The sequence below is a fragment of the Mycobacterium shinjukuense genome, assembly GCF_010730055.1.
Taxonomy (GTDB): domain Bacteria; phylum Actinomycetota; class Actinomycetes; order Mycobacteriales; family Mycobacteriaceae; genus Mycobacterium; species Mycobacterium shinjukuense.
Genome location: NZ_AP022575.1, coordinates 3,708,838 through 3,729,951 on the forward strand (window position 1 = coordinate 3,708,838; position 21,114 = coordinate 3,729,951).

Genomic DNA, 21,114 nt, shown 5'->3' on the forward strand with positions numbered 1-21,114 from the left:
CCCGTGTCGAATCCGCATATCCAGACCCAGGACGCGTGGGTGGAATTTCCCATCTTCGATGCCAAGACGCGTTCCTTGAAGAAGGCCGTGCTGGGCAAGGCGGGCGGAACGATCGGGCGCAACAACTCCAACGTCGTCGTCATCGAGGCCTTGCGGGACATCACCATGGAGCTGAACCTGGGTGATCGGGTCGGCCTGGTGGGACACAACGGCGCCGGGAAATCGACTCTGCTGCGCCTACTTTCGGGAATTTACGAACCGACTCGCGGCTGGGCGAGGGTCACCGGCCGGGTGGCGCCGGTCTTCGATCTGGGGATCGGCATGGACCCCGAGATCTCCGGGTATGAGAACATCATCATCCGCGGCCTGTTCCTGGGACAGACCCGCAAACAGATGCTGGCCAAGGTGGACGAGATCGCCGAGTTCACCGAACTGGGTGACTACCTGTCGATGCCGCTGCGGACCTACTCCACCGGCATGCGAGTCCGGCTGGCGATGGGCGTGGTCACCAGCATCGACCCCGAAATCCTGCTGCTCGACGAGGGCATCGGCGCGGTGGACGCCGAGTTCCTGAAGAAGGCCCAATCGCGGCTGCAGAGTCTGGTCGAGCGTTCCGGAATCCTGGTGTTTGCCAGTCATTCCAACGAATTTTTGGCCCGACTGTGCAAGACGGCGATCTGGATCGACCACGGTGTCATCAAGCTCAGCGGCGGCATCGAAGACGTGGTGCGCGCCTACGAGGGCGAGGACGCCGCCCGCCATGTGCGCGAAGTGCTGGCCGAAACCGGGAACACGGCCACAGCCAACGGGTCGCTGGCACACAAAGCCACCGGGAATGAGTGAAACCGTTTTCGCCGTGGTGGTCACCCACCGGCGTCCCGCGGAGCTGGCCAGGTCGTTGGAAATGCTGACCGCCCAAACCCGGACACCGGACAAGCTCATCGTCATCGACAACGACGACTCCGGGGAGAGCGGGGTTCAGCATCTGGTTGCCGCACAGGAGATCCCGTCCGTCTATCTGAATTCACGCCGAAACCTCGGTGGTGCGGGTGGTTTCGCCCTCGGCATGTTGCTCGCCCTGGCGCAGGGCGCCACCTGGATATGGCTGGCCGACGACGACGGGCATCCACGGGACACCGGCGTGCTGCAGACCCTGCTGGCCTGCGCCGAAAAGTACGGCCTGGCCGAGGTGTCACCGATGGTCTGCAACATCGACGACCCGGAGCGGCTGGCGTTTCCGCTGCGGCGCGGCCTGGTATGGCGGAGGCGGGCAAGCGAATTACGCACCGAAGAGGGACAGGAACTGCTGCCCGGCATCGCGTCGCTGTTCAACGGCGCCCTGTTCCGGGCCGCCACCGTGGAGGCGGTCGGGGTGCCCGATGTCAGGCTGTTCATCCGCGGCGACGAAGTGGAAATGCATCGCCGGCTGGTTCGGTCGGGGTTACCGTTCGGAACCTGCCTGGACGCGGTGTACCTGCACCCGTGTGGATCCGAGGAATTCAAACCCATCCTGGGCGGCCGGATGCACACCCAATATCCAGAGGACCCGGCCAAGCGTTTCTTCACCTACCGCAACCGGGGCTATGTGTTGTGGCAACCGGGCCTGCGCAAGTTGCTGCCCCAGGAGTGGCTGCGGTTCGGCTGGTTCTTCCTGGTGTCCCGTCGGGACCCCAAGGGCCTGCTGGAGTGGATTCGGTTGCGCCGCTTGGGACGTCGCGAAAAGTTCGGCAACCGGGAGGCACCCGATGACGTTCATCGACGCTGAAGCTAGCTTCAAGGCACAGTCGCGGACGCTGGCGCGCGCCCGCGGCGATCTGATCGAGGGGTTCCGTCGCCATGAGCTGTGGCTGCACCTGGGCTGGCAGGACATCAAGCAACGGTACCGCCGTTCGGTGCTGGGACCGTTTTGGATCACCATCGCGACCGGAACCACCGCGGTTGCCATGGGCGGGCTGTATTCCAAACTGTTCCGCCTCGAGCTGTCGCAGCATCTGCCCTATGTGACGCTCGGGCTGATCATCTGGAACCTGATCAACGCCGCCATCCTGGACGGCGCGGATGTGTTCGTCTCCAACGAGGGCCTGATCAAACAGTTGCCGGCACCGCTGAGCGTGCACGTGTACCGGCTGGTGTGGCGGCAGATGATCTTTTTCGCCCACAACATCGTGATCTATGCAGTTGTTGCGATCATCTTCCCTAAGCCGTGGTCGTGGGCGGATCTGTCGGTGTTTCCGGCGCTGGCGCTGATCGTGTTGAACTGCATTTGGGTGTCGCTGTGTTTCGGCATCCTGGCCACCCGCTACCGAGATATCGGCCCGCTGCTGTTCTCGGTCGTGCAGTTGCTGTTCTTCATGACCCCCATCATTTGGAACGACGACACGCTGCGGCACCAAGGCGCCGGGCAGTGGTCGAAGGTGGTCGAACTCAACCCGCTGCTGCACTATCTCGACATCGTGCGGGCACCCCTGTTGGGCGCGCACCAGGAGTTGCGGCACTGGGCGGTGGTGGCGGTGCTGACCGCGGTCGGCTGGGTGCTCGCGGCCTTCGCGATGCGGCAATACCGCGCCCGGGTGCCGTATTGGGTCTAACTCTAACGAGCGGTGCGGACGTTGCATCCTACGCTAGCGGCGGCTCGATGACCGGTTGCGTTGGGACGTTGATCGTCACGACCCGCGGCCCGCTCGGTGCCGCCCCGGCCGAGCACGAGTCGCAGCGCAAACAAGCCGAGTTCGCTCGGGAAACCGTGATCGTCGCGGCGCCATTCAAGGCCGAGGTGGACAGGCTCAGGCCGCGACCGTCCAGGCGGGGCCCGCTGGCCGAACATCGGGCTCAGCGCGCGGTGCTGAAGATCGTACAACCGGGCGAGCGCGGCGTCGCCAGCAAGCACCGGGTGCTCAGGTGGTCAAGCCCGCGGAGGCCGAAGCCGCGGCGTCGCAGCGGTCGGTTGACGAATACGGGTGACGGCGGGCTCGTGGTGGTGTAACACTGAAACGCCAGCACCCCGATGGCTCATCGGTACCCACAAGCAGTTCCACCTGGGACGAAAGGTCGACCACGTGAGCGAGGAAGTCGAATCACCAGGGCTTGCCGCCGCGGCGCGCGAGCACCTCGCCGCCGAACTGGCCCGGCTCCGGCAACGGCATGACCGGTTGGAGGTCGAGGTCAAAAATGACCGCGGCATGGTCGGCGATCACGGTGACGCGGCCGAGGCAATCCAGCGCGCGGACGAGCTGGCCGTGCTGAGCGACCGGATCAACGAGCTCGACCGGCGGCTCAAGGCCGGGCCCGCACATTCCGGGCTGTCGAACGGAGCGGAGACGTTACCCGGCGGGACCGAGGTGACCTTGCGGTTTCCCGACGGCGAGGTGGTCACCATGCACGTGATCTCCATCGTCGAGGAGACCCCGGTGGGCCACGAAGCCGAGACGCTGACGGCGCGCAGCCCGCTGGGTCAGGCTCTGGCCGGGCATCAACCGGGCGACACGGTGACCTACTCCACCCCGCAGGGGCCAAGCCAGGTCGAGCTGATCGCGGTCAAGCTGCCCAGCTAACCGTCGCCAAACCCGCACTCGCGCCGCAGCGGGGCCCGCCGCGGCCGCGTCTAGACTTCCCCCAATGCCTTCCCCAGAGTCCGATACCGCGCCGTCGCGCCCGCACGAGGGCCATCACCTGCACCTGAGCACGCAGATGATGCGTTTTGTCGTCACCGGGGGCCTGTCAGCGATCGTCGACTTCGGGCTGTATGTGACGCTCTACAAAGTGGCGGGCCTGCAGGTCGACCTGTCCAAGGCGATCAGCTTTGTCGCCGGCACCATCACCGCGTATCTGATCAACCGCCGCTGGACCTTTCAGGCCGCACCCAGCACCGCCCGGTTCGTCGCGGTCATGATCCTCTACGGGATCACCTTCGCCGTGCAGGTCGGACTCAACCATCTGTGTCTGGCGCTGTTGCACTATCGGGGGTGGGCGGTGCCGGTCGCGTTCGTCATCGCCCAGGGCACCGCGACGGTGATCAATTTCGTCGTGCAGCGAACCGTGATCTTCCGGGTCCGCTGACGTCGAGCAGGCGGTACCCTCTGTGACGATGTTGACCGCCTCCGAGGCCACCGCCTCGTGCACCAAAGTCACCCGGCTGACCGGGTGGGGACGCACGGCTCCGTCGGTCGCCCGGGTGCTGTCCACGCCCGATCCCGAGATGATCGCCAAGGCGGTGGCCCGGGTGGCCGAGGCCGGCGGCTCGTCGCAGTGCCGGGGCGTCATCGCTCGCGGCCTGGGCCGCTCCTACGGCGACAACGCCCAAAACGGCGGCGGGCTGGTGATCGACATGACCCCGCTGTCCAGGATCCACTCGATCAGCGCCGACACCAAGCTGGCCGACGTCGACGCCGGGGTCAGCCTGGACCGGTTGATGAAGGCGGCCTTGCCGTTCGGGCTGTGGGTGCCGGTGCTGCCCGGGACACGGCAAGTCACCATTGGCGGCGCGATCGCCTGCGATATTCACGGCAAGAATCACCACAGCGCGGGCAGCTTCGGCAACCATGTCCGCAGCCTGGATCTGCTGACCGCCGACGGGCAGATCCGCCGCCTCACCCCCGACGGCGAGGAATCCGAACTGTTCTGGGCCACCGTCGGGGGCAACGGCCTGACCGGGATCATCCTGCGCGCCACCATCGCGATGACGCCCACCGAGACGGCGTATTTCGTCGCCGACGGTGACGTCACCGCGAGCCTGGACGAAACCATCGCCCTGCACCGCGACGGCAGCGAGGCGCGCTACACCTACTCCAGCGCCTGGTTCGACGCGATCAGCGCGCCGCCGAAGCTGGGCCGGGCGGCGGTGTCGCGCGGTTCTTTGGCCACCGTCGAACAGCTACCGCCGAAGCTACGTCGCAACCCGCTGAAATTCGATGCGCCCCAACTGCTGACCTTTCCTGACATCTTCCCCAATGGGCTGGCCAACAAGTACACCTTCGGGCCGATCGGCGAGCTGTGGTACCGCACATCGGGCACCTACCGCGGCAAGATCCAAAACCTCACGAAGTTCTATCACCCGCTGGACATGCTCGGCGAGTGGAACCGCGCCTACGGCCCGGCCGGCTTTCTGCAGTACCAGTTCGTGATTCCCACCGAGGCGGTCGACGAGTTCAAGAGGATTATCGGCGATATCCAAACCAGCGGCCACTACTCGTTTCTCAACGTGTTCAAGCTGTTCGGGCCCGGCAACCAGGCGCCGCTGAGCTTCCCGATGCCGGGCTGGAACATCTGCGTCGACTTCCCAATCAAGCCCGGCCTGGGCGAGTTCGTCAGCGAACTCGACCGCCGGGTACTGGAATTCGGCGGCCGGCTCTACACCGCCAAGGACTCCCGCACCACCGCCGAAACCTTCCACGCCATGTATCCGCGCATCGACGAGTGGATCGCCGTGCGCCGCAAGGTCGACCCCTTGCGGGTGTTCGCCTCCGACCTGGCCCGACGCTTGGAGCTGCTGTAAATGGTTCTTGATGCCGTGGGAAACCCCCAGACCGTGCTGCTGCTGGGCGGCAGCTCCGAGATCGGGCTGGCCATCTGCGAGCGCTACCTGCGCACCGCCCCCGCACGCATCGTGCTGGCCTGCCTGCCCGACGACCCGGGTCGCGACGACGCGGTGGCCCAGATGAACGGAGCGGGTGCACGCTCGGTGGAACTGGTCGACTTCGATGCGATGGACACCGACAGCCACCCGAAGGTGATCGACCAGTGCTTCGCCAACGGCGACGTCGACGTGGCGATCGTCGCGTTCGGTCTGCTTGGTGACGCCGAGGAGCTGTGGCAAAACCAGCGCAAGGCGGTGCAGATCGCCGAAATCAACTACACCGCCGCGGTTTCGGTGGGGGTGCTGTTGGGTGAAAAGATGCGCGCCCAGGGCTTCGGCCAGATCATCGCCATGAGTTCGGTTGCCGGCGAGCGGGTGCGCCGGGCCAACTTCGTCTACGGCTCCACCAAGGCCGGTTTGGACGGCTTCTATCTGGGATTGTCAGAAGCGTTGCGCGAGTACGGTGTCCGCGTGCTGGTGATCCGCCCCGGGCAGGTGCGCACCCGGATGAGCGCTCACCTCAAGGAAGCTCCACTGACCGTCGACAAGGAATACGTCGCCGACCTCGCGGTGACCGCGGCCGCAAAAGGTAAGGAATTGGTGTGGGCGCCAGCAGCATTCCGGTATGTGATGGCGGTGTTGCGTCATATCCCGCGGAGCATCTTCCGTAAGCTGCCGATCTGACCATGCCGAGCAGACGCAAAAGCCCCCAATTCGGGCACGAATTGGGGGCTTTTGCGTCTGCTCGCGCGGGGATTCTAGCCACTTGCGTGGCCGTCGCCGTCGCGGCGGTGTCCCTGCTCGCCATCTCCCGGGTGGAATGGCCGGCCTACCCGTCGTCCAACCAGCTGCATGCGCTGACCACCGTCGGCCAGGTGGGTTGCCTGGCCGGGCTGATCGCCACCGGATGGGTGTGGCGTTCCGGACGCTACCGACCGCTGGCGCGGCTGGGTGGGCTGGTGTTTGTGTCCGCGTTCGTCGTGGTGACGCTGGGCATGCCGCTGGGAGCCACCAAGCTCTACCTGTTCGGCATCTCCGTCGACCAGCAGTTTCGCACCGAATACCTGACCCGGCTCGCCGACAGCCCGGCCCTGCGCGACATGACCTACATCGGTCTGCCGCCGTTCTACCCGCCGGGCTGGTTCTGGATCGGCGGGCGGGTCGCCGCGCTCACCGCGACACCGGCCTGGGAGATGTTCAAACCGTGGGCGATCACCTCGATCACCGTCGCCGTCGCGGTAGCGCTGGTGCTGTGGTGGCGGATGATCCGCTTCGAGCACGCCCTGCTGGTCACCATCGCCACCGCGGCGGTCACGCTGGCCTACAGCTCACCGGAGCCCTACGCCGCGATGATCACGGTGTTGCTGCCACCGATGCTGGTGCTGGCCTGGTCGGGTTTGCGAGCCGGCGAGCGTGAGCCGGCCGGGTCGGGCTGGGCCGCGGTCATCGGCACCGGCCTCTTCCTGGGCTTTGCGGCCACCTGGTACACGCTGCTGGTGGCCTACGGGGCGTTCACGGTCACGCTGATGGCGCTGTTGCTGGCTGGCACGCGGTGGCGGCAAGCCGGATTCAAAGCCGCGCGCGACCCGCTGCGCCGGCTGGCCGTCATCGGCCTCATCGCGGCGGCCATCGGGTGCACCACCTGGCTGCCGTACCTGGCGCGGGCGCTCCGTGACCCAGTCAGCAACGCTGGCAGCGCCCAGCACTACCTTCCCGCCGACGGGGCCGAACTGGCCTTCCCGATGCTGCAGTTCTCCCTGTTGGGCTCGCTGTGCATGCTGGGCACCCTGTGGTTGGTGGTGCGGGCGCGAACATCGGTCCGGGCCGGCGCCCTGGCCATCGGCGTGCTGGCCGTATACCTGTGGTCCCTGCTGTCGATGCTGACCACCCTGGCGCGCACCACGCTGCTGTCGTTTCGGCTGCAGCCCACGTTGACGGTGCTGCTGGCGGCCGCCGGGGTGTTCGGCTTCGTGGAAACCGCTCGCGCGCTGGCCGCGCCAGACCTGTGGGGCCGCGCCGTCGTCCCGGTGGCCGGGGCGATCGGGCTGGCCGGGGCGATCGCCTTCAGCCAGGACATCCCCGACGTGCTGCGGCCCGATCTCACCATCGCCTACACCGACACCGACGGCAACGGCCAGCGCGGCGACCGGCGACCGGCGGGTTCCGAGAAGTACTATCCGGCGATCGACGCGGCCATCCGGCGTGTCACCGGCCGGCCGCGTGATCAGACCGTGGTGCTCACCGCCGACTACAGCTTCCTGTCGTACTACCCGTACTGGGGGTTTCAGGGGTTGACGTCGCACTACGCCAACCCGCTGGCACAGTTCGACAAACGGGCCGCGCAGATCGAGAGCTGGGCCAGGCTCACGACCTCCGACGAATTCATCGGCGCGCTGGACCGGCTGCCCTGGCCGGCGCCGACGGTCTTTCTGATGCGCCGCGGCGCGAACAACACCTACACCCTGCGGCTGGCCAAGGACGTCTATCCCAACCAGCCCAATGTCCGCCGCTACACCGTGCACCTGCCGGCCGCGCTGTTCGCCGACCCGCGGTTCAGCGTCGACGGCATCGGCCCCTTCATGCTGGCCATCCGCAACCCGGCGGGGAGCGCGTGATGGCCACCGAAACCGCGGCGGACACCGTCAAACAACTACCGCCTAATTGCCGGACTCCTCAGCGGGCCGGGCGGCCCGCATCGTCGCCCGGCTACCGCCTAATTGCCGGACTCCTCAGCGGGCCGGGCGGCCCGCATCGTCGCCCGGCTACCATCTACCTCCGTGAGCGACGCGGGAGCAAACTATCGAATCGCTCGCCTGGTCGCCGTCGTCGCCGGCCTACTGGGCGCCGTCCTGGCGCTCGCCACCCCCCTGCTACCGGTCAACCAGACCACCGCCCAGCTGAACTGGCCGCAAAACGGCACCTTCAGCAGCGTCGAAGCGCCGCTGATCGGCTATGTGGCCACCGACCTGGCCATCACCATCCCCTGCCAGGCCGCCGCGGGGCTGGCCGGGCCGCCGAACACCGCCACGACAGTGCTGTTGTCAACGGTGCCCAAGCAGGCCCCGAAGGCCGTCGACCGTGGGTTGCTGGTGCAACGCGCCAACGACGACCTGGTGCTGGTGGTGCGCAACGTCCCGGTGGTCACCGCCCCGATGAGCGCAGTGCTCAGCCCGGCCTGCCAGCGCCTGACCTTCACCGCCCACGCCGACAAGGTCACCGCCGAATTCGTCGGGCTGACACAGGGGCCCAACGCCGAGCATCCCGGCGAACCGCTACGCGGCGAGAAGAGCGGCTACGACTTCCGGCCGCAGATCGTCGGGGTGTTCTCCGATCTGGCCGGACCGACACCACCAGGCCTGAACTTCTCGGCGACCGTCGACACCCGCTACAGCAGCAGCCCCACACCGCTGAAGTTGGCCGCGATGATCCTCGGGCTGGTGGCCACCGCGGCCGCCCTGGTCGCGCTGCACGTCCTGGACACCGCCGACGGCACCCGGCACCGGCGCTTCCTGCCCCCCCGCTGGTGGTCGGTCGGAGGTCTGGACGCCCTGGTCATCACCGTCCTGGTGTGGTGGCACTTCGTCGGGGCCAACACCTCCGACGACGGCTACATCCTCACCATGGCCCGGGTGTCCGAGCATGCCGGCTACATGGCGAACTACTACCGCTGGTTCGGCACCCCGGAGGCCCCGTTCGGCTGGTACTACGACCTGCTGGCGGCGTGGGCGCATGTCAGCACCGCCAGCATTTGGATGCGGCTGCCCACCCTGGCGATGGCGTTGACCTGCTGGTGGGTGATCAGCCGCGAGGTCATTCCCCGGCTAGGGCACGCGGTCAAACGCAGCCGGGCGGCGGCGTGGACCGCGGCGGGCATGTTCCTGGCCGTCTGGTTGCCGCTCGACAACGGCCTGCGGCCCGAGCCGATCATCGCCCTGGGCATCCTGTTGACCTGGTGCTCGGTGGAGCGCGCGGTGGCCACCAGCCGGCTGCTGCCGGTGGCGATCGCCTGCATCATCGGCGCGCTGACGCTGTTCTCCGGGCCGACGGGCATCGCCTCCATCGGTGCGCTGCTGGTCGCGATCGGGCCGCTGCGGACCATCCTGCACCGCCGTTCCAAACGATTCGGCGCGCTCCCGCTGCTGGCGCCCCTCCTGGCCGCGGCCACCGTCACCGCGATCCTGATCTTCCGTGACCAAACCCTGGCCGGGGAGACCCAGGCCAGTCTGCTCAAGCGCGCCGTCGGGCCCAGCCTGAGCTGGTTCGACGAGCACATCCGCTACGAGCGATTGTTCATGGCCAGTCCGGACGGATCGGTGGCCCGCCGCTTCGCCGTGCTGGCGGTGGTCCTCGCGCTGGCGATATCGGTGGCAATGTCGTTGCGCAAGGGACGAATTCCGGGCACCGCGGCCGGCCCCAGCCGCCGGATCGTCGGCATCACCATCATCTCGTTCCTGGCGATGATGTTCACACCGACCAAGTGGACACACCACTTCGGGGTGTTCGCCGGCCTGGCCGGATCGCTGGGTGCGCTGGCCGCGGTCGCGGTGACGGGCGCGGCCATGCGATCCCGACGCAACCGCACCGTGTTTGCCGCCGGCGTGCTGTTTTTGACGGCGTTGTCGTTCGCCAGCGTCAACGGCTGGTGGTATGTGTCCAATTTCGGTGTGCCGTGGTCAAATTCGTTCCCACAGTGGCGATACGGCTTTGCCACCATGCTGCTCGGGCTGACGGTGGCTGTGCTGCTGCTGGCGGCATGGTTCCACTTCGTCGCCACCGACAACGGGCCCCCAAAGACCCGGTACGGGGCGCGGCTGGCGGGAATCATTCAGTCCCCGTTGGCAATTGCGACGTGGGCGCTGGTGACTTTCGAGGTGGTGTCGCTGACCCTGGCGATGACGGCCCAGTACCCGGCCTGGTCCGTGGGCCGGTCAAATCTGCAGGCCCTCCCGGTTTTGGGGGCCGGACAGACCTGCGGGCTGGCCGAGGACGTCCTGGTGGAGCAGGATCCCAACGCCGGCATGCTGGCACCGACGTCCGCCCCGGTCGCCGACGCCCTGGGGGACGGTCTGTCGGAAGCCTTCACACCCAACGGTATTCCCGCCGACGTCTCCGCCGACCCGGTGCTGGAACGTCCGGGTGATCGCAGTTTCGTCAGCAACGACGGGCTGATCACCGGCAGTGATCCCGGCACCGAAGGCGGCACCACGGCCGCGCCGGGCATCAACGGTTCCCGAGCGCGGCTACCCTACAACCTGGATCCGGCTCGCACGCCGGTGCTGGGTAGCTGGCGATCCGGCCTACAGGTGCCCGCCATGCTGCGGTCGGCCTGGTACCGACTGCCTCCCCGAGATCGGTGGGGCAGGGCCCCGCTGCTGGTGGTGACCGCGGCCGGCCGATTCGATCCGCGCGAGGTCCAGGTGCAGTGGGCCACCGACGACGGCGCGGCCGGCGGACACCCCGGCGGGTCGCTGGGATTCGCCGACGTCGGCGCCGCCCCGGCGTGGCGCAATTTGCGAGCGCCGCTGTCGGCATTCCCGAGCACCGCCACCCAGGTCCGGCTGGTCGCCGATGACAACGACCTGGCGCCACAACACTGGATCGCCTTGACACCGCCACGGATTCCGCGGGTGCAGACGCTGCAGCAGGTGGTGGGCTCGCAGGATCCGGTGTTGCTGGACTGGCTGGTCGGTTTGGCCTTTCCGTGCCAGCGACCGTTCGGCCATCACAACGGCGTCGTCGAAACGCCGAAGTGGCGCATCCTGCCCGACCGGTTCGGCGCCGAGGCCAACTCCCCGGTGATGGACAACAACGGCGGCGGACCGCTGGGCATCACCGAACTCCTGCTGCACGCGACCACGGTTGCCAGCTACCTCAAAGACGACTGGTTCCGGGACTGGGGAGCCCTGCAGCGGTTGACGCCCTACTACCCCGACGCCACCCCCGCCCGGCTACGGCTGGGCACGGTGACCCGCAACGGGCTGTGGAACCCGGCGCCGCTGCGGCACGGGTAGCCACCAGGCAGCCCGCCGCTCGGTGCGCGGGTGCGTCAGTCGCTCGGGTAATGAATGTGCACGCCGGCCTGCTGGGCCTTGGCGGCCTGCACCATGCGGCGCGCGACGGCATCCGGATGCACCGGCCGGTAGCGGGCCAGCGGGCCGACCATCACCGGGGACACCAGCGGCACCAGCACCTTCCCGAGGTCTTCGGCACGTCGGCCTTCCGCGCGCGACCCGAGCAGCAACGATGGCCGGAAGATGTGCACGGTGGGCAACGTCATCGCCGACACGGCCCGCTCCGCTTCGGCTTTGACCCGGCTGTAAAAGCTTGGCGACCGTGCGCTGGCCCCAATCGCGGTGACCAGGAGGAACTGCCGCGCCTGGCCGTCGGAGGCCAGCTGGGCCAGCTTGACGACGTACCCGTGGTCCACCTTGCGGAACGCCTCTCGTGAGCCCGCCTTGGCCATCGTGGTGCCTAGGCAGCAAAAGACGTCGGCGCCGGCGAACAATCCGATGTGCGGATCGAGATCGTCGAAGTCCACCACGTGCTCGACCAGCTTGGCCTCCTCGGACCCGCCGGGGCGACGCACCAGGGTATGCACCCGGTCCCAGGTGGGGTCGGCGAGCAGCAGCCGCAGCAGCTGGCCGCCGACATGGCCGCTCGCCCCGGCCACAACCGCGGTCCTCGTCATCGCGTGGGCCAGTTCTGCTCGTCGCACACAGGGATGCACAGTAACCGGTAGACGTAGGCGACCGCCCGCACGGCCCGCCAACCGTTTCGTGGCCCGGCATCCCCACACCACTTTAACCGCGTCGCCTACCATCGACCCTCGTGCCCCACGACGGTAATGAGCGATCCCACCGGATCGCCCGGCTGGTAGCCGTCGTTTCGGGTTTGGCCGGTCTGCTGGTGTGCGCCCTGGTGCCGCTGCTTCCGGTGCGGCAGACCACCGCGACCATCGCGTGGCCGCAAGGCGCCACCGCCGACGGCGCCATCACCGGGATCACCGCCCCACTGGTTTCCGGTGCGCCGCGTGCGCTGGACATCTCCATCCCGTGCTCGGCGATGGCCACCCTGCCCGCCGCCGGCGGCCTGGTGCTGTCCACGCTCCCCGCCGGCGGCGTGGACACCGGCAAGAGCGGGTTGTTCGTGCGCGCCGACAAGGACACCGTCGTCGTCGCGTTCCGGGACACCGTGGCCGCGATGGCGCCCCGCTCGGCGATCGCCGCCGGCGGCTGCGGCGTGCTGCACGTCTGGGCCAACACCGGCGGCGTGGGCGCGGAGTTCATCGGCATCCCCGGCGCCGTCGGGACCCTGCCCCCGGAGAAGAAACCTCAGGTCGGCGGGATCTTCACCGATCTAAAGGTGCCCGCTCAGCCTGGCCTGTCGGCCGGCATCGACGTCGACACCCGGTTCATCACCGCGCCCACCGCGCTCAAGACGATCGCAATGGTCACCGGAGCGTTGGCCGTCTTGGCCGCCATCGCCGCCCAGGCTGTCTTGGACCGTCACAGCCGGGGCGCCCGACATCGCACCCGGGTGCGCCGGCGAGTCGGCATCACCACCAGGCTGGCCGATGCGGGCGTGCTCACCACGCTGCTGCTCTGGCATGTCATCGGCGCCATCTCCTCCGACGACGGCTACAACCTCACCATCGCCCGGGTGGCGCCGAAAGCCGGCTACATCGCTAACTACTACCGCTACTTCGGGACCACCGAGGCGCCGTTCGACTGGTACTTCTCGGTGCTGGCCCGGATGGCGGGGGTGAGCACCGCCGGGGTGTGGATGCGGTTACCGGCCACGCTGGCCGGGATCGTGTGCTGGCTGCTCATCAGCCGGTGCGTGCTGGCGCGGTTGGGCCCGGCACGGGGTGGCCTGGCCGCCAATCGGGTGGCGGTGCTGACCGCGGGCGCGGTGTTTGTGGCCGCCTGGCTGCCGTTCAACAACGGTCTGCGGCCCGAACCGCTGATCGCGCTGGGTGTGCTGGTCACCTGGGTGCTGGTGGAACGCGCGATCGCGTCCGGGCGGCTGGCCCCGGCCGCGGTCGCCATCGTCGCAGCGTCGCTCACCGCGACGCTGGCACCGCAGGGGCTGATCGCGATCGCCCCGCTGCTGACCGGTTCGCGCGCCATCGCCCAGACGATCCGCCGCCGCCGGCGAACCGACGGCGTGCTGGCCCCGCTGGCGGTGCTGGCGGCGTCGTTGTCACTGATCAGCGTGGTGGTGTTCCGAAGCCAGACGCTGGCCACGGTGGCCGAGTCGGCCCGCATCAAATACAAGGTCGGCCCGACGATCGCGTGGTACCAGGATTTCCTGCGCTACTACTTCCTCACCGTCGAGAGCAATGCGGACGGCTCGATGGCGCGCCGGTTCGCCGTGCTGGTGCTGCTGCTGTGCCTGTTCGGGATGCTGTTCGTGCTGTTGCGGCGCGGCCGGGTGCCGGGGCTGGCCAGCGGCCCGGCCTGGCGGCTGATCGGCGCATGCGCGGTCGGGCTGCTGCTGCTGACCTTCACGCCGACGAAGTGGGCCGTGCAGTTCGGCGCGTTCGCCGGGCTGGCGGGCGCGCTGGGGGCGGTCACCGCCTTCACCGTCTCCCGGGTCGGCCTGCACAGCCGACGCAACCTCACGCTGTACATCACCGCGTTGCTGTTCGTGCTGGCGTGGGCCACCTCGGGCATCAACGGCTGGTTCTACGTCGGCAACTATGGGGTGCCGTGGTATGACATCCAGCCGGTCATCGCCAGCCACCCGGTGACGTCGATGTTTTTGACGCTGTCGATCCTCACCGGCCTGCTGGCCGCTTGGTACCACTTCCGCATGGACTACGCCGGGCACACCGAGGTCACCGACAACCGTCGCAACCGCATCCTGGCCTCCACCCCGCTGTTGGTGGTGGCGGTGATCATGGTCTTGGGCGAGGTCGGCTCGATGGCCAAGGCCGCCGTGTTCCGCTACCCGCTCTACACCACCGCCAAGGCCAACCTGGTCGCTATCACGTCCGGCCTTTCACCCGCTAGCTGCGCCATGGCCGACGACGTGCTGGCCGAGCCCGACCCGAATGCCGGCATGCTGCAACCGGTTCCGGGCCAGACATTCGGACCCGACGGCCCGCTGGGCGGCATCAACCCGGTCGGCTTCAAACCAGAGGGCGTGGGTGACGACCTGAAATCCGACCCGGTGGTGAGCAAGCCCGGAGTGGTCAACTCCGACGCGTCACCCAACAAGCCCAACGCCGCCATCACCGACTCCGCGGGCACCGCCGGTGGCAAGGGCCCGGTCGGGATCAACGGGTCACACGCCGCGCTGCCGTTCGGGCTGGACCCCGCCCGCACCCCGGTGATGGGCAGCTACGGCGAAAACACCCTGGCCGCGACGGCCACCTCGGCCTGGTACCGACTGCCGCCGCGCACACCCGACCGGCCGCTGGTGGTGGTGTCCGCGGCCGGCGCCATCTGGTCCTACAAGGAGGACGGCGACTTCGTCTACGGACAATCGCTGAAACTGCAGTGGGGTGCCACCAAACCCGACGGCGGCATCCAGCCGCTGGCGCAGGTGTACCCGATCGACCTGGGGCCGCAGCCCGCGTGGCGCAACCTGCGGTTCCCGCTGACCTGGGCCCCGCCGGAGGCCGACGTGGCGCGCATCGTCGCCTACGACCCGAACCTGAGTTCCGAGCAGTGGTTCGCCTTCACCCCGCCGCGCGTCCCCGTGCTGCAGACCCTGCAGCGGCTGATCGGGTCGCAGACTCCGGTGTTGATGGACATCGCCACCGCGGCCAACTTCCCCTGCCAGCGACCGTTCACCGAACACCTTGGCATTGCCGAGCTTCCGCAGTACCGCATCCTGCCCGACCACAAGCAGACGGCGGTGTCGTCGAACCTGTGGCAGTCCAGCTCCACTGGCGGGCCGTTCCTGTTCACCCAGGCGCTGCTGCGGACCTCGACGATCGCGACCTACCTGCGTGATGACTGGTACCGCGACTGGGGATCGGTGGAGCAGTACCACCGCCTGGTGCCGGCCGATCAGGCGCCCAACGCCGTCGTTCAGCAGGGCGTGATCACCGTGCCCGGCTGGAGCCGGCCCGGACCGATTAGGGCCCTGCCGTGACCGTGGGCGCGAACAGACGCAAAAGCACCCCAAATCGGGCGATTTTGGGTGCTTTTGCGTCTGCTCGCAAGACGAGCTGGGTGGCGACCATGGCCGGGCTGATCGGCTTCGTGTTGTCGATGGCGACACCGCTGCTGCCGGTCGTGCAGACCACAGCCATGCTGAACTGGCCGCAGCAGGGCCGGCTGGCCAGTGTGACGGCGCCGTTGATCTCGTTGACTCCGGTCGACCTGACGGCCAGCGTGCCGTGCGGCATCGTGCGTGCCCTGCCACCCGCGGGCGGGGTGGTGCTGGGCACCGCACCCAAGCAGGGCAAGGACGCCAATTTGCAGGCGTTGTTCGTCGTCGTCAGCGCCCAGCGCGTGGACGTCACCGACCGCAACGTGGTGATCCTGTCCGTGTCGCGCGAGCAGGTGACGTCCCCGCAGTGTCAACGCATCGAGGTCACCTCCACCCACGCCGGAACCTTCGCCACCTTCGTCGGGCTCACGGACCCGTCGGGCGCGCCGCTGCGCAGCGGCTTCCCCGACCCCAACCTGCGCCCGCAGATCGTCGGGGTGTTCACCGACCTGACCGGGCCCGCGCCGCCCGGGCTGGCGGTCTCGGCGACCATCGACACCCGGTTCTCCACCCGGCCGACCACACTGAAACTGCTGGCGATCATCGGTGCGATCGTGGCCACCGTCGTTGCGCTGATCGCCTTGTGGCGCCTCGACCGGCTCGACGGGCGCCGGATGCGCCGGCTGATCCCGGCCACCTGGCGCACCTTCACCCTGGCCGACGCCGTGGTGATCGCCACGTTCCTGCTCTGGCATGTCATTGGTGCGAACTCGTCGGACGACGGCTACATCCTCGGCATGGCCCGGGTCGCCGACCGCGCCGGCTACATGTCCAACTACTTCCGCTGGTTCGGCAGCCCCGAGGACCCGTTCGGCTGGTACTACAACCTGCTGGCGCTGATGACCCACGTGAGCGACGCCAGCCTGTGGATGCGGTTGCCGGATCTGTTCGCCGGCCTGGTGTGCTGGCTGCTGCTCTCGCGTGAGGTGCTGCCCCGGCTGGGGCCGGCGGTGGCGGCCAGCAGGCCGGCCACCTGGGCGGCGGCCATGGTCCTGTTGACCGCGTGGATGCCGTTCAACAACGGACTTCGCCCCGAGGGCATCATCGCGTTGGGCTCGCTGGTCACCTACGTGCTGATCGAACGGTCGATACGGTACAGCCGACTCACGCCGGCGGCGCTGGCAATCATCACGGCCGCGTTCACGCTGGGTGTCCAACCCACCGGGCTGATCGCGGTGGCCGCGCTGGTGGCCGGTGGTCGCCCGATGCTGCGGATCCTGGTGCGCCGCCATCGCCTGGTGGGCACGTTGCCGTTGGTCGCCCCACTGCTGGCCGCCGGCACCATCATCCTCACCGTGGTGTTCGCCGACCAGACGCTGCGGGCGGTGTTGGAAGCCACCAGGATTCGCGGCAAGATCGGTCCCAGCCAGGCCTGGTACACCGAGAACCTGCGCTACTACTACCTCATCCTGCCCACCGTCGACGGTTCGCTGTCCCGCCGGTTCGGCTTCCTGATCACCGCGCTGTGCCTGTTCACCGCGATGTTTATCATGTTGCGGCGCAAGCGGATTCCTGGTGTGGCCCGCGGCCCGGCGTGGCGGCTGATGGGGGTCATCTTCGCCACCATGTTCTTCCTGATGTTCACCCCCACCAAGTGGGTGCACCACTTCGGGTTGTTCGCCGCGGTGGGGGCGGCGATGGCGGCGCTGACCACGGTGCTGGTATCCCCCTCGGTGCTGCGCTGGTCGCGCAACCGGATGGCGTTTGTGGCGGCGCTGTTGTTCATGCTGGCGTTGTGCTGGGCCACCACCAACGGCTGGTGGTATGTCTCCAGCTACGGCGTGCCGTTCAACAGCGCCATGCCGAGGATTGACGGAATCACGGTCAGCACAATCTTTTTCACGCTCTTCGCGATCGCCGCCGGCTATGCGGCCTGGTTGCACTTCGCGCCCCGCGGCGCGGGTGAGGGACCGTTGACCCGGGCGCTGACCACCGCGCCGGTACCGATCGTGGCCGGCTTCATGGCGGTGGTGTTCGTCGCGTCCATGGTGGCCGGGATCGTGCGACAGTACCCCACCTACTCCAACGGCTGGTCCAACCTGCGGGCCTTCGTCGGCGGTTGCGGCCTGGCCGACGACGTGCTCGTGGAACCGGACCCCAACGCCGGCTTCATGACCGCGTTGCCCGGCGACTACGGCCCGCTGGGACCGCTCGGTGGCAGCGACCCGGTCGGCTTCACGCCCAACGGGGTGCCCGAACACACCGTGGCCGAGGCGATCGTGATGAAGCCCAACCAGCCCGGCACCGACTACGACTGGGACGCGCCGACCAAGCTGACGACGCCGGGCATCAACGGTTCCACGGTGCCGCTGCCGTACCAGCTCGATCCCGCCCGGGTGCCGCTGGCCGGCACCTACACCACCGGCGCGCAGCAGCAAAGCCGCCTGGCATCGGCGTGGTACCTGCTGCCCACGCCGGACCACGGGCATCCGCTGGTGGTGATCACCGCGGCCGGCAAGATCGCCGGCCATAGCGTGTTGCACGGCTACACCCCCGGCCAGACGGTGGCGCTGGAATACGCCCGGCCGGGGCCGGGCGCGTTGGTGCCCGCCGGCCGGGTGGTGCCCGACGATCTGTACGGCGAGCAGCCCAAGGCGTGGCGCAATCTGCGATTTGCCCGCGACAAGATGCCCGCAGACGCCGTCGCGGTCCGGGTGATCGCCGAAGACCTGTCACTGACCCCGGAAGACTGGATCGCGGTCACCCCGCCGCGGGTGCCGGACCTGCGCTCCCTGCAGGAATACGTCGGCTCCACGCAGCCGGTGCTGCTGGACTGGGCGGTGGGTTTGGCCTTCCCGTGCCAACAGCCGATGCTGCACGTCAACGGCGTCACCGAGATCCCGAAATTCCGCATCACGCCGGACTATTCGGCCAAGAAGCTGGACACCGACACCTGGCAGGACGGCACCAACGGCGGCCTGCTCGGAATCACCGACCTGCTGCTGCGGGCCCACGTGATGGCCACCTACCTGTCCCGCGACTGGGCGCGCGACTGGGGGTCCCTGCGCAAGTTCGACACCCTGGTCGACGCTCCGCCCGCGCGGCTCCAACTGGGCACCGCGACCCGCAGCGGATGGTGGTCTCCGGGCAAGATCCGGATCGGTCCCTAACTAACCTAACGGGTGATCGGCGGTGTCTGGTTGATGACGGCGCCGCCCTCGTCGAGCGCCTGCAGTTGGTAGTAGCCGTCCATGCTTCCGGAAAGCGGGATCGCGGTGTCATATCCCGCCCAGTCGACGGTGGAAAGCGTTGTCATGGCGGTGCTTTCCGGGCCGTGCAGCAGCCGCCACCTGCGCACCGCGGTGGCGCCGTTCCAGGCGGCGTGGGCGGTGTGGTCGGTGAAGGTCAGTTGCGGTGGTTCGACGGGATCGCCGGTCCACTCATCGAGAAACGCGCGATAGGTGCCCCCGGCCAGGGTGGCGTCATAGACCAGGTCGCCGTCGGGCGCGAACTCGGCGATGTGTTCGGCGGTGCCCCACCCGGAGAAGGTGTTGCCCCCCGGCCGCCGCTGCAGGTTGCCCATGGCGCCGGCGCTGAGCTTGTCGGGATGCGTTTGTGCCCGCAGCAGGGTGGCCCGGCGGGCGGTCCGGTCCAGGCGGATCCATTTCAGACTGCTGGGAACCGGTCCACCGCCCGTTTGCCCCGCGTTGCCTTCGAAGTGGTTGTCGAACAACGTCAGCGTGTCGGCGTCGGGCATCTCGGCGTCATGCTGGTAGCCGAATTCGACGCCGTCGCCCAGCTCGAACGTGGAGTGTTTCCCGCCGAGTTGCCAGTTGATCGCGCCGGTGCGGGGGTCGACGTTGAAGACCGTGGACATCGCGCGCATGCTGATCACCAGATTGCCCGCGGGGTCCAGCGCGATCGAGTTCATGTGGTACGGGTCGAGCACCTGTCCGGCGCTGTATTTCGCCGGCGAGTCGCTCACTGGAACGTGACTGCGCGCATCCCACAGAAACAGCGTCTTTTTCGTTGCCACGTCGACCACGGCGGCGATGCAGTTGTAAATCCTGCCGTCGTTGGGCCCGCCGAGGGCCGTCAGGTCGGCGCTGACCTCCTGATAGCAGGTGATCAGGGCGCGCCCGTCGGAGGTGAGCCGGAATTCATGAATGTCCGACGACAGAGCTGACCCGGGTGTCAGCGTGGCGATCACGTTGTAGTGCGCGTCGGCGATGTAGCTGGCGCCCAGCCCGTGACTGCCTCGCTTGAGGCCCTGCCACCAGGTGAGCACCGGTTTGCCTTGGTAGCTTTGGACGCGGAGGTTACCGGCGGTCTGGCCGGCGGGCAGTTCGCGTTGCCACACCACGTTTCCGGCCTTGTCGGCGACGACGAGCACCGCGGGCCGCGAGCCGACGCCCGGATTGGCCGCCGTGGTCCCGGAGACGAAGAACACGTAGCCGGGCGCGCCCCCGGGCCGGTTGACGTTGACGGTGTAGCCCAATGACCGCGCCGAGACCGCGGATGCTTGCGGGGTTGCCGACTTGCTGTCGCGCCAACCGCACGCGGTGGCCGTCAACACGGTGCCCGCCAGCATCCCGAGCTGACGCCGGGATATCCGGAATTCTGTTGTCATTGCGGCATTTTCGATGTGCAATGCGTCCCGGTCATCAAACTCCTTCGCCGGCTTCACTTGCTGCGGCCGGCCGGTCGACGCGGTTCCACCCTTACACGGCGACGGCCTCTGGCCACCCGAAAAGCTGAGCTAGTCTGGATTCGCTGAGCCAATTCCGTCAATATCTAGCGTGAGATCGGATCGCTCAGCAGCAGGGATGGTGGGGCAGATGCGCACGCTGACACGCTTGGGTCTATCCACGGCGACCATCGGCCTGGTGACTTCGTTAGCCGGGACGCTTGCGATTGGCACGGCCGCCGCGTCGCCCAACTCGACCAAAACCCAAACCGTGGCTCTCCTTCCCGTTCTCCGATATTGTGATTTCGGCTTCGTCGCCACCGCCCCCCAGGTGCCGCTGCCCTTTCAAGGCACCGGATCGGTCGTCATGACCACCGCCGGCTCGAGCGTGACCGCCGAGGTACGCGTGGTGATCTACAACCGGCCGGACACCCACTACGACGTCGGGCTGATCCAGGCGCCCCGGCCGTCGTCCGCTCCCTGCGGCCCCGGCGACCCGGGCACCGCCTTTGCCGGCCTTGACACCGACGCGGCCGGCGGCGGAACGGTGACCATTCACGACAGCATCCGGCCGGGCACCACCGGCGTGTGGGTCGCTGTCCAGCGCCCCAACCCGCACTCCCAATCTCCCGCCGAGTACTACAGCTCTGAGATAGTGGCGCCGGTATAGCCCGCGTCGGTGACGCGGTCC

Annotated in this window: 14 protein-coding genes and 1 pseudogene; 13 read left to right on the forward strand and 2 right to left on the reverse strand. The window is 68.1% G+C overall.

Annotated features, from left to right (window positions below):
* Positions 1-3: 3 nt before the first annotated feature.
* The 10 genes and pseudogenes from wzt to G6N20_RS16835 all read left to right on the forward strand — a co-directional run bounded on the left by wzt (position 4) and on the right by G6N20_RS16835 (position 11,583).
* Positions 4-843, forward strand: coding sequence for a galactan export ABC transporter ATP-binding subunit Wzt/RfbE (gene wzt, locus G6N20_RS16790; RefSeq protein ID WP_083046716.1), 840 nt, complete (start codon positions 4-6; stop codon positions 841-843).
* Positions 836-1,749, forward strand: a pseudogene (gene glfT1 / locus G6N20_RS16795) (galactofuranosyltransferase GlfT1). The gene wzt and the pseudogene glfT1 overlap by 8 nt, the downstream one beginning before the upstream one ends.
* Positions 1,746-2,588, forward strand: coding sequence for a galactan export ABC transporter permease subunit Wzm/RfbD (gene wzm, locus G6N20_RS16800; protein WP_083046714.1), 843 nt, complete (start codon positions 1,746-1,748; stop codon positions 2,586-2,588). The pseudogene glfT1 and the gene wzm overlap by 4 nt, the downstream one beginning before the upstream one ends.
* Before the next feature lie 47 nt (positions 2,589-2,635).
* Positions 2,636-2,983 carry a hypothetical protein gene (locus G6N20_RS16805; RefSeq protein WP_083046713.1) on the forward strand — a complete coding sequence of 116 codons (348 nt, stop codon included), beginning with the start codon at positions 2,636-2,638 and terminating at the stop codon, positions 2,981-2,983.
* Between the two features lie 73 nt (positions 2,984-3,056).
* A complete protein-coding gene (locus G6N20_RS16810) occupies positions 3,057-3,551 on the forward strand; it encodes a GreA/GreB family elongation factor (RefSeq protein ID WP_083046712.1) in 495 nt (164 codons plus the stop codon).
* 139 nt (positions 3,552-3,690) lie between these two features.
* Entirely contained in the window at positions 3,691-4,056 is a 366-nt protein-coding gene (locus G6N20_RS16815) for a GtrA family protein (RefSeq protein WP_142271921.1), read from the forward strand.
* 28 nt (positions 4,057-4,084) lie between these two features.
* Positions 4,085-5,491, forward strand: coding sequence for an FAD-binding oxidoreductase (locus G6N20_RS16820; protein WP_083046710.1), 1,407 nt, complete (start codon positions 4,085-4,087; stop codon positions 5,489-5,491).
* Positions 5,492-6,256 carry a decaprenylphospho-beta-D-erythro-pentofuranosid-2-ulose 2-reductase gene (locus G6N20_RS16825; RefSeq protein WP_083046709.1) on the forward strand — a complete coding sequence of 255 codons (765 nt, stop codon included), beginning with the start codon at positions 5,492-5,494 and terminating at the stop codon, positions 6,254-6,256.
* Positions 6,257-6,258: 2 nt separating this feature from the next.
* Positions 6,259-8,187 (forward strand): galactan 5-O-arabinofuranosyltransferase, encoded by a 1,929-nt coding sequence (locus G6N20_RS16830; RefSeq protein ID WP_083046708.1) that lies wholly within the window; start codon positions 6,259-6,261, stop codon positions 8,185-8,187.
* A gap of 102 nt (positions 8,188-8,289) precedes the next feature.
* Positions 8,290-11,583, forward strand: a complete 3,294-nt coding sequence (locus G6N20_RS16835; RefSeq protein WP_142271912.1) for an arabinosyltransferase domain-containing protein — start codon at positions 8,290-8,292, stop codon at positions 11,581-11,583.
* A 35-nt stretch (positions 11,584-11,618) separates the two neighbouring features.
* Here G6N20_RS16835 and G6N20_RS16840 read toward each other — a convergent pair whose 3' ends face one another.
* Positions 11,619-12,242: an NAD(P)H-binding protein gene (locus G6N20_RS16840; protein WP_197745483.1), complete on the reverse strand. Its 624-nt coding sequence runs from the start codon at positions 12,240-12,242 to the stop codon at positions 11,619-11,621.
* A gap of 158 nt (positions 12,243-12,400) precedes the next feature.
* Here G6N20_RS16840 and G6N20_RS16845 point away from each other — a divergent pair, with 158 nt between their 5' ends.
* Both G6N20_RS16845 and embB read left to right on the forward strand, forming a co-directional pair.
* Complete coding sequence (locus tag G6N20_RS16845; protein WP_083046705.1) at positions 12,401-15,676, forward strand: arabinosyltransferase domain-containing protein; 3,276 nt, start codon at positions 12,401-12,403, stop codon at positions 15,674-15,676.
* A complete protein-coding gene (gene embB, locus G6N20_RS16850; protein WP_142271911.1) occupies positions 15,673-18,906 on the forward strand; it encodes an arabinosyltransferase EmbB in 3,234 nt (1,077 codons plus the stop codon). The genes G6N20_RS16845 and embB overlap by 4 nt, the downstream gene beginning before the upstream one ends.
* Positions 18,907-18,911: 5 nt before the next feature.
* Here the strand turns inward: embB and G6N20_RS16855 are convergent, their stop codons facing one another.
* Entirely contained in the window at positions 18,912-20,366 is a 1,455-nt protein-coding gene (locus tag G6N20_RS16855; RefSeq protein WP_083046774.1) for an arylsulfotransferase family protein, read from the reverse strand.
* Between the two features lie 208 nt (positions 20,367-20,574).
* Here G6N20_RS16855 and G6N20_RS16860 point away from each other — a divergent pair, with 208 nt between their 5' ends.
* Positions 20,575-21,093: a hypothetical protein gene (locus G6N20_RS16860; RefSeq protein WP_083046773.1), complete on the forward strand. Its 519-nt coding sequence runs from the start codon at positions 20,575-20,577 to the stop codon at positions 21,091-21,093.
* Positions 21,094-21,114: the final 21 nt, after the last annotated feature.

Excerpts from the sequence above, each read along its gene's own strand:
- G6N20_RS16860 (WP_083046773.1), top strand. The coding sequence starts at position 20,575 with ATGCGCACGCTGACACGCTTGGGTCTATCCACGGCGACCATCGGCCTG.
- G6N20_RS16825 (WP_083046709.1), top strand. The coding sequence starts at position 5,492 with ATGGTTCTTGATGCCGTGGGAAACCCCCAGACCGTGCTGCTGCTGGGC.
- G6N20_RS16830 (WP_083046708.1), top strand. The coding sequence starts at position 6,259 with ATGCCGAGCAGACGCAAAAGCCCCCAATTCGGGCACGAATTGGGGGCT.
- G6N20_RS16855 (WP_083046774.1), bottom strand. The coding sequence starts at position 20,366 with ATGACAACAGAATTCCGGATATCCCGGCGTCAGCTCGGGATGCTGGCG.
- G6N20_RS16805 (WP_083046713.1), top strand. The coding sequence starts at position 2,636 with ATGACCGGTTGCGTTGGGACGTTGATCGTCACGACCCGCGGCCCGCTC.
- wzm (WP_083046714.1), top strand. The coding sequence starts at position 1,746 with ATGACGTTCATCGACGCTGAAGCTAGCTTCAAGGCACAGTCGCGGACG.
- G6N20_RS16820 (WP_083046710.1), top strand. The coding sequence starts at position 4,085 with ATGTTGACCGCCTCCGAGGCCACCGCCTCGTGCACCAAAGTCACCCGG.
- G6N20_RS16815 (WP_142271921.1), top strand. The coding sequence starts at position 3,691 with ATGCGTTTTGTCGTCACCGGGGGCCTGTCAGCGATCGTCGACTTCGGG.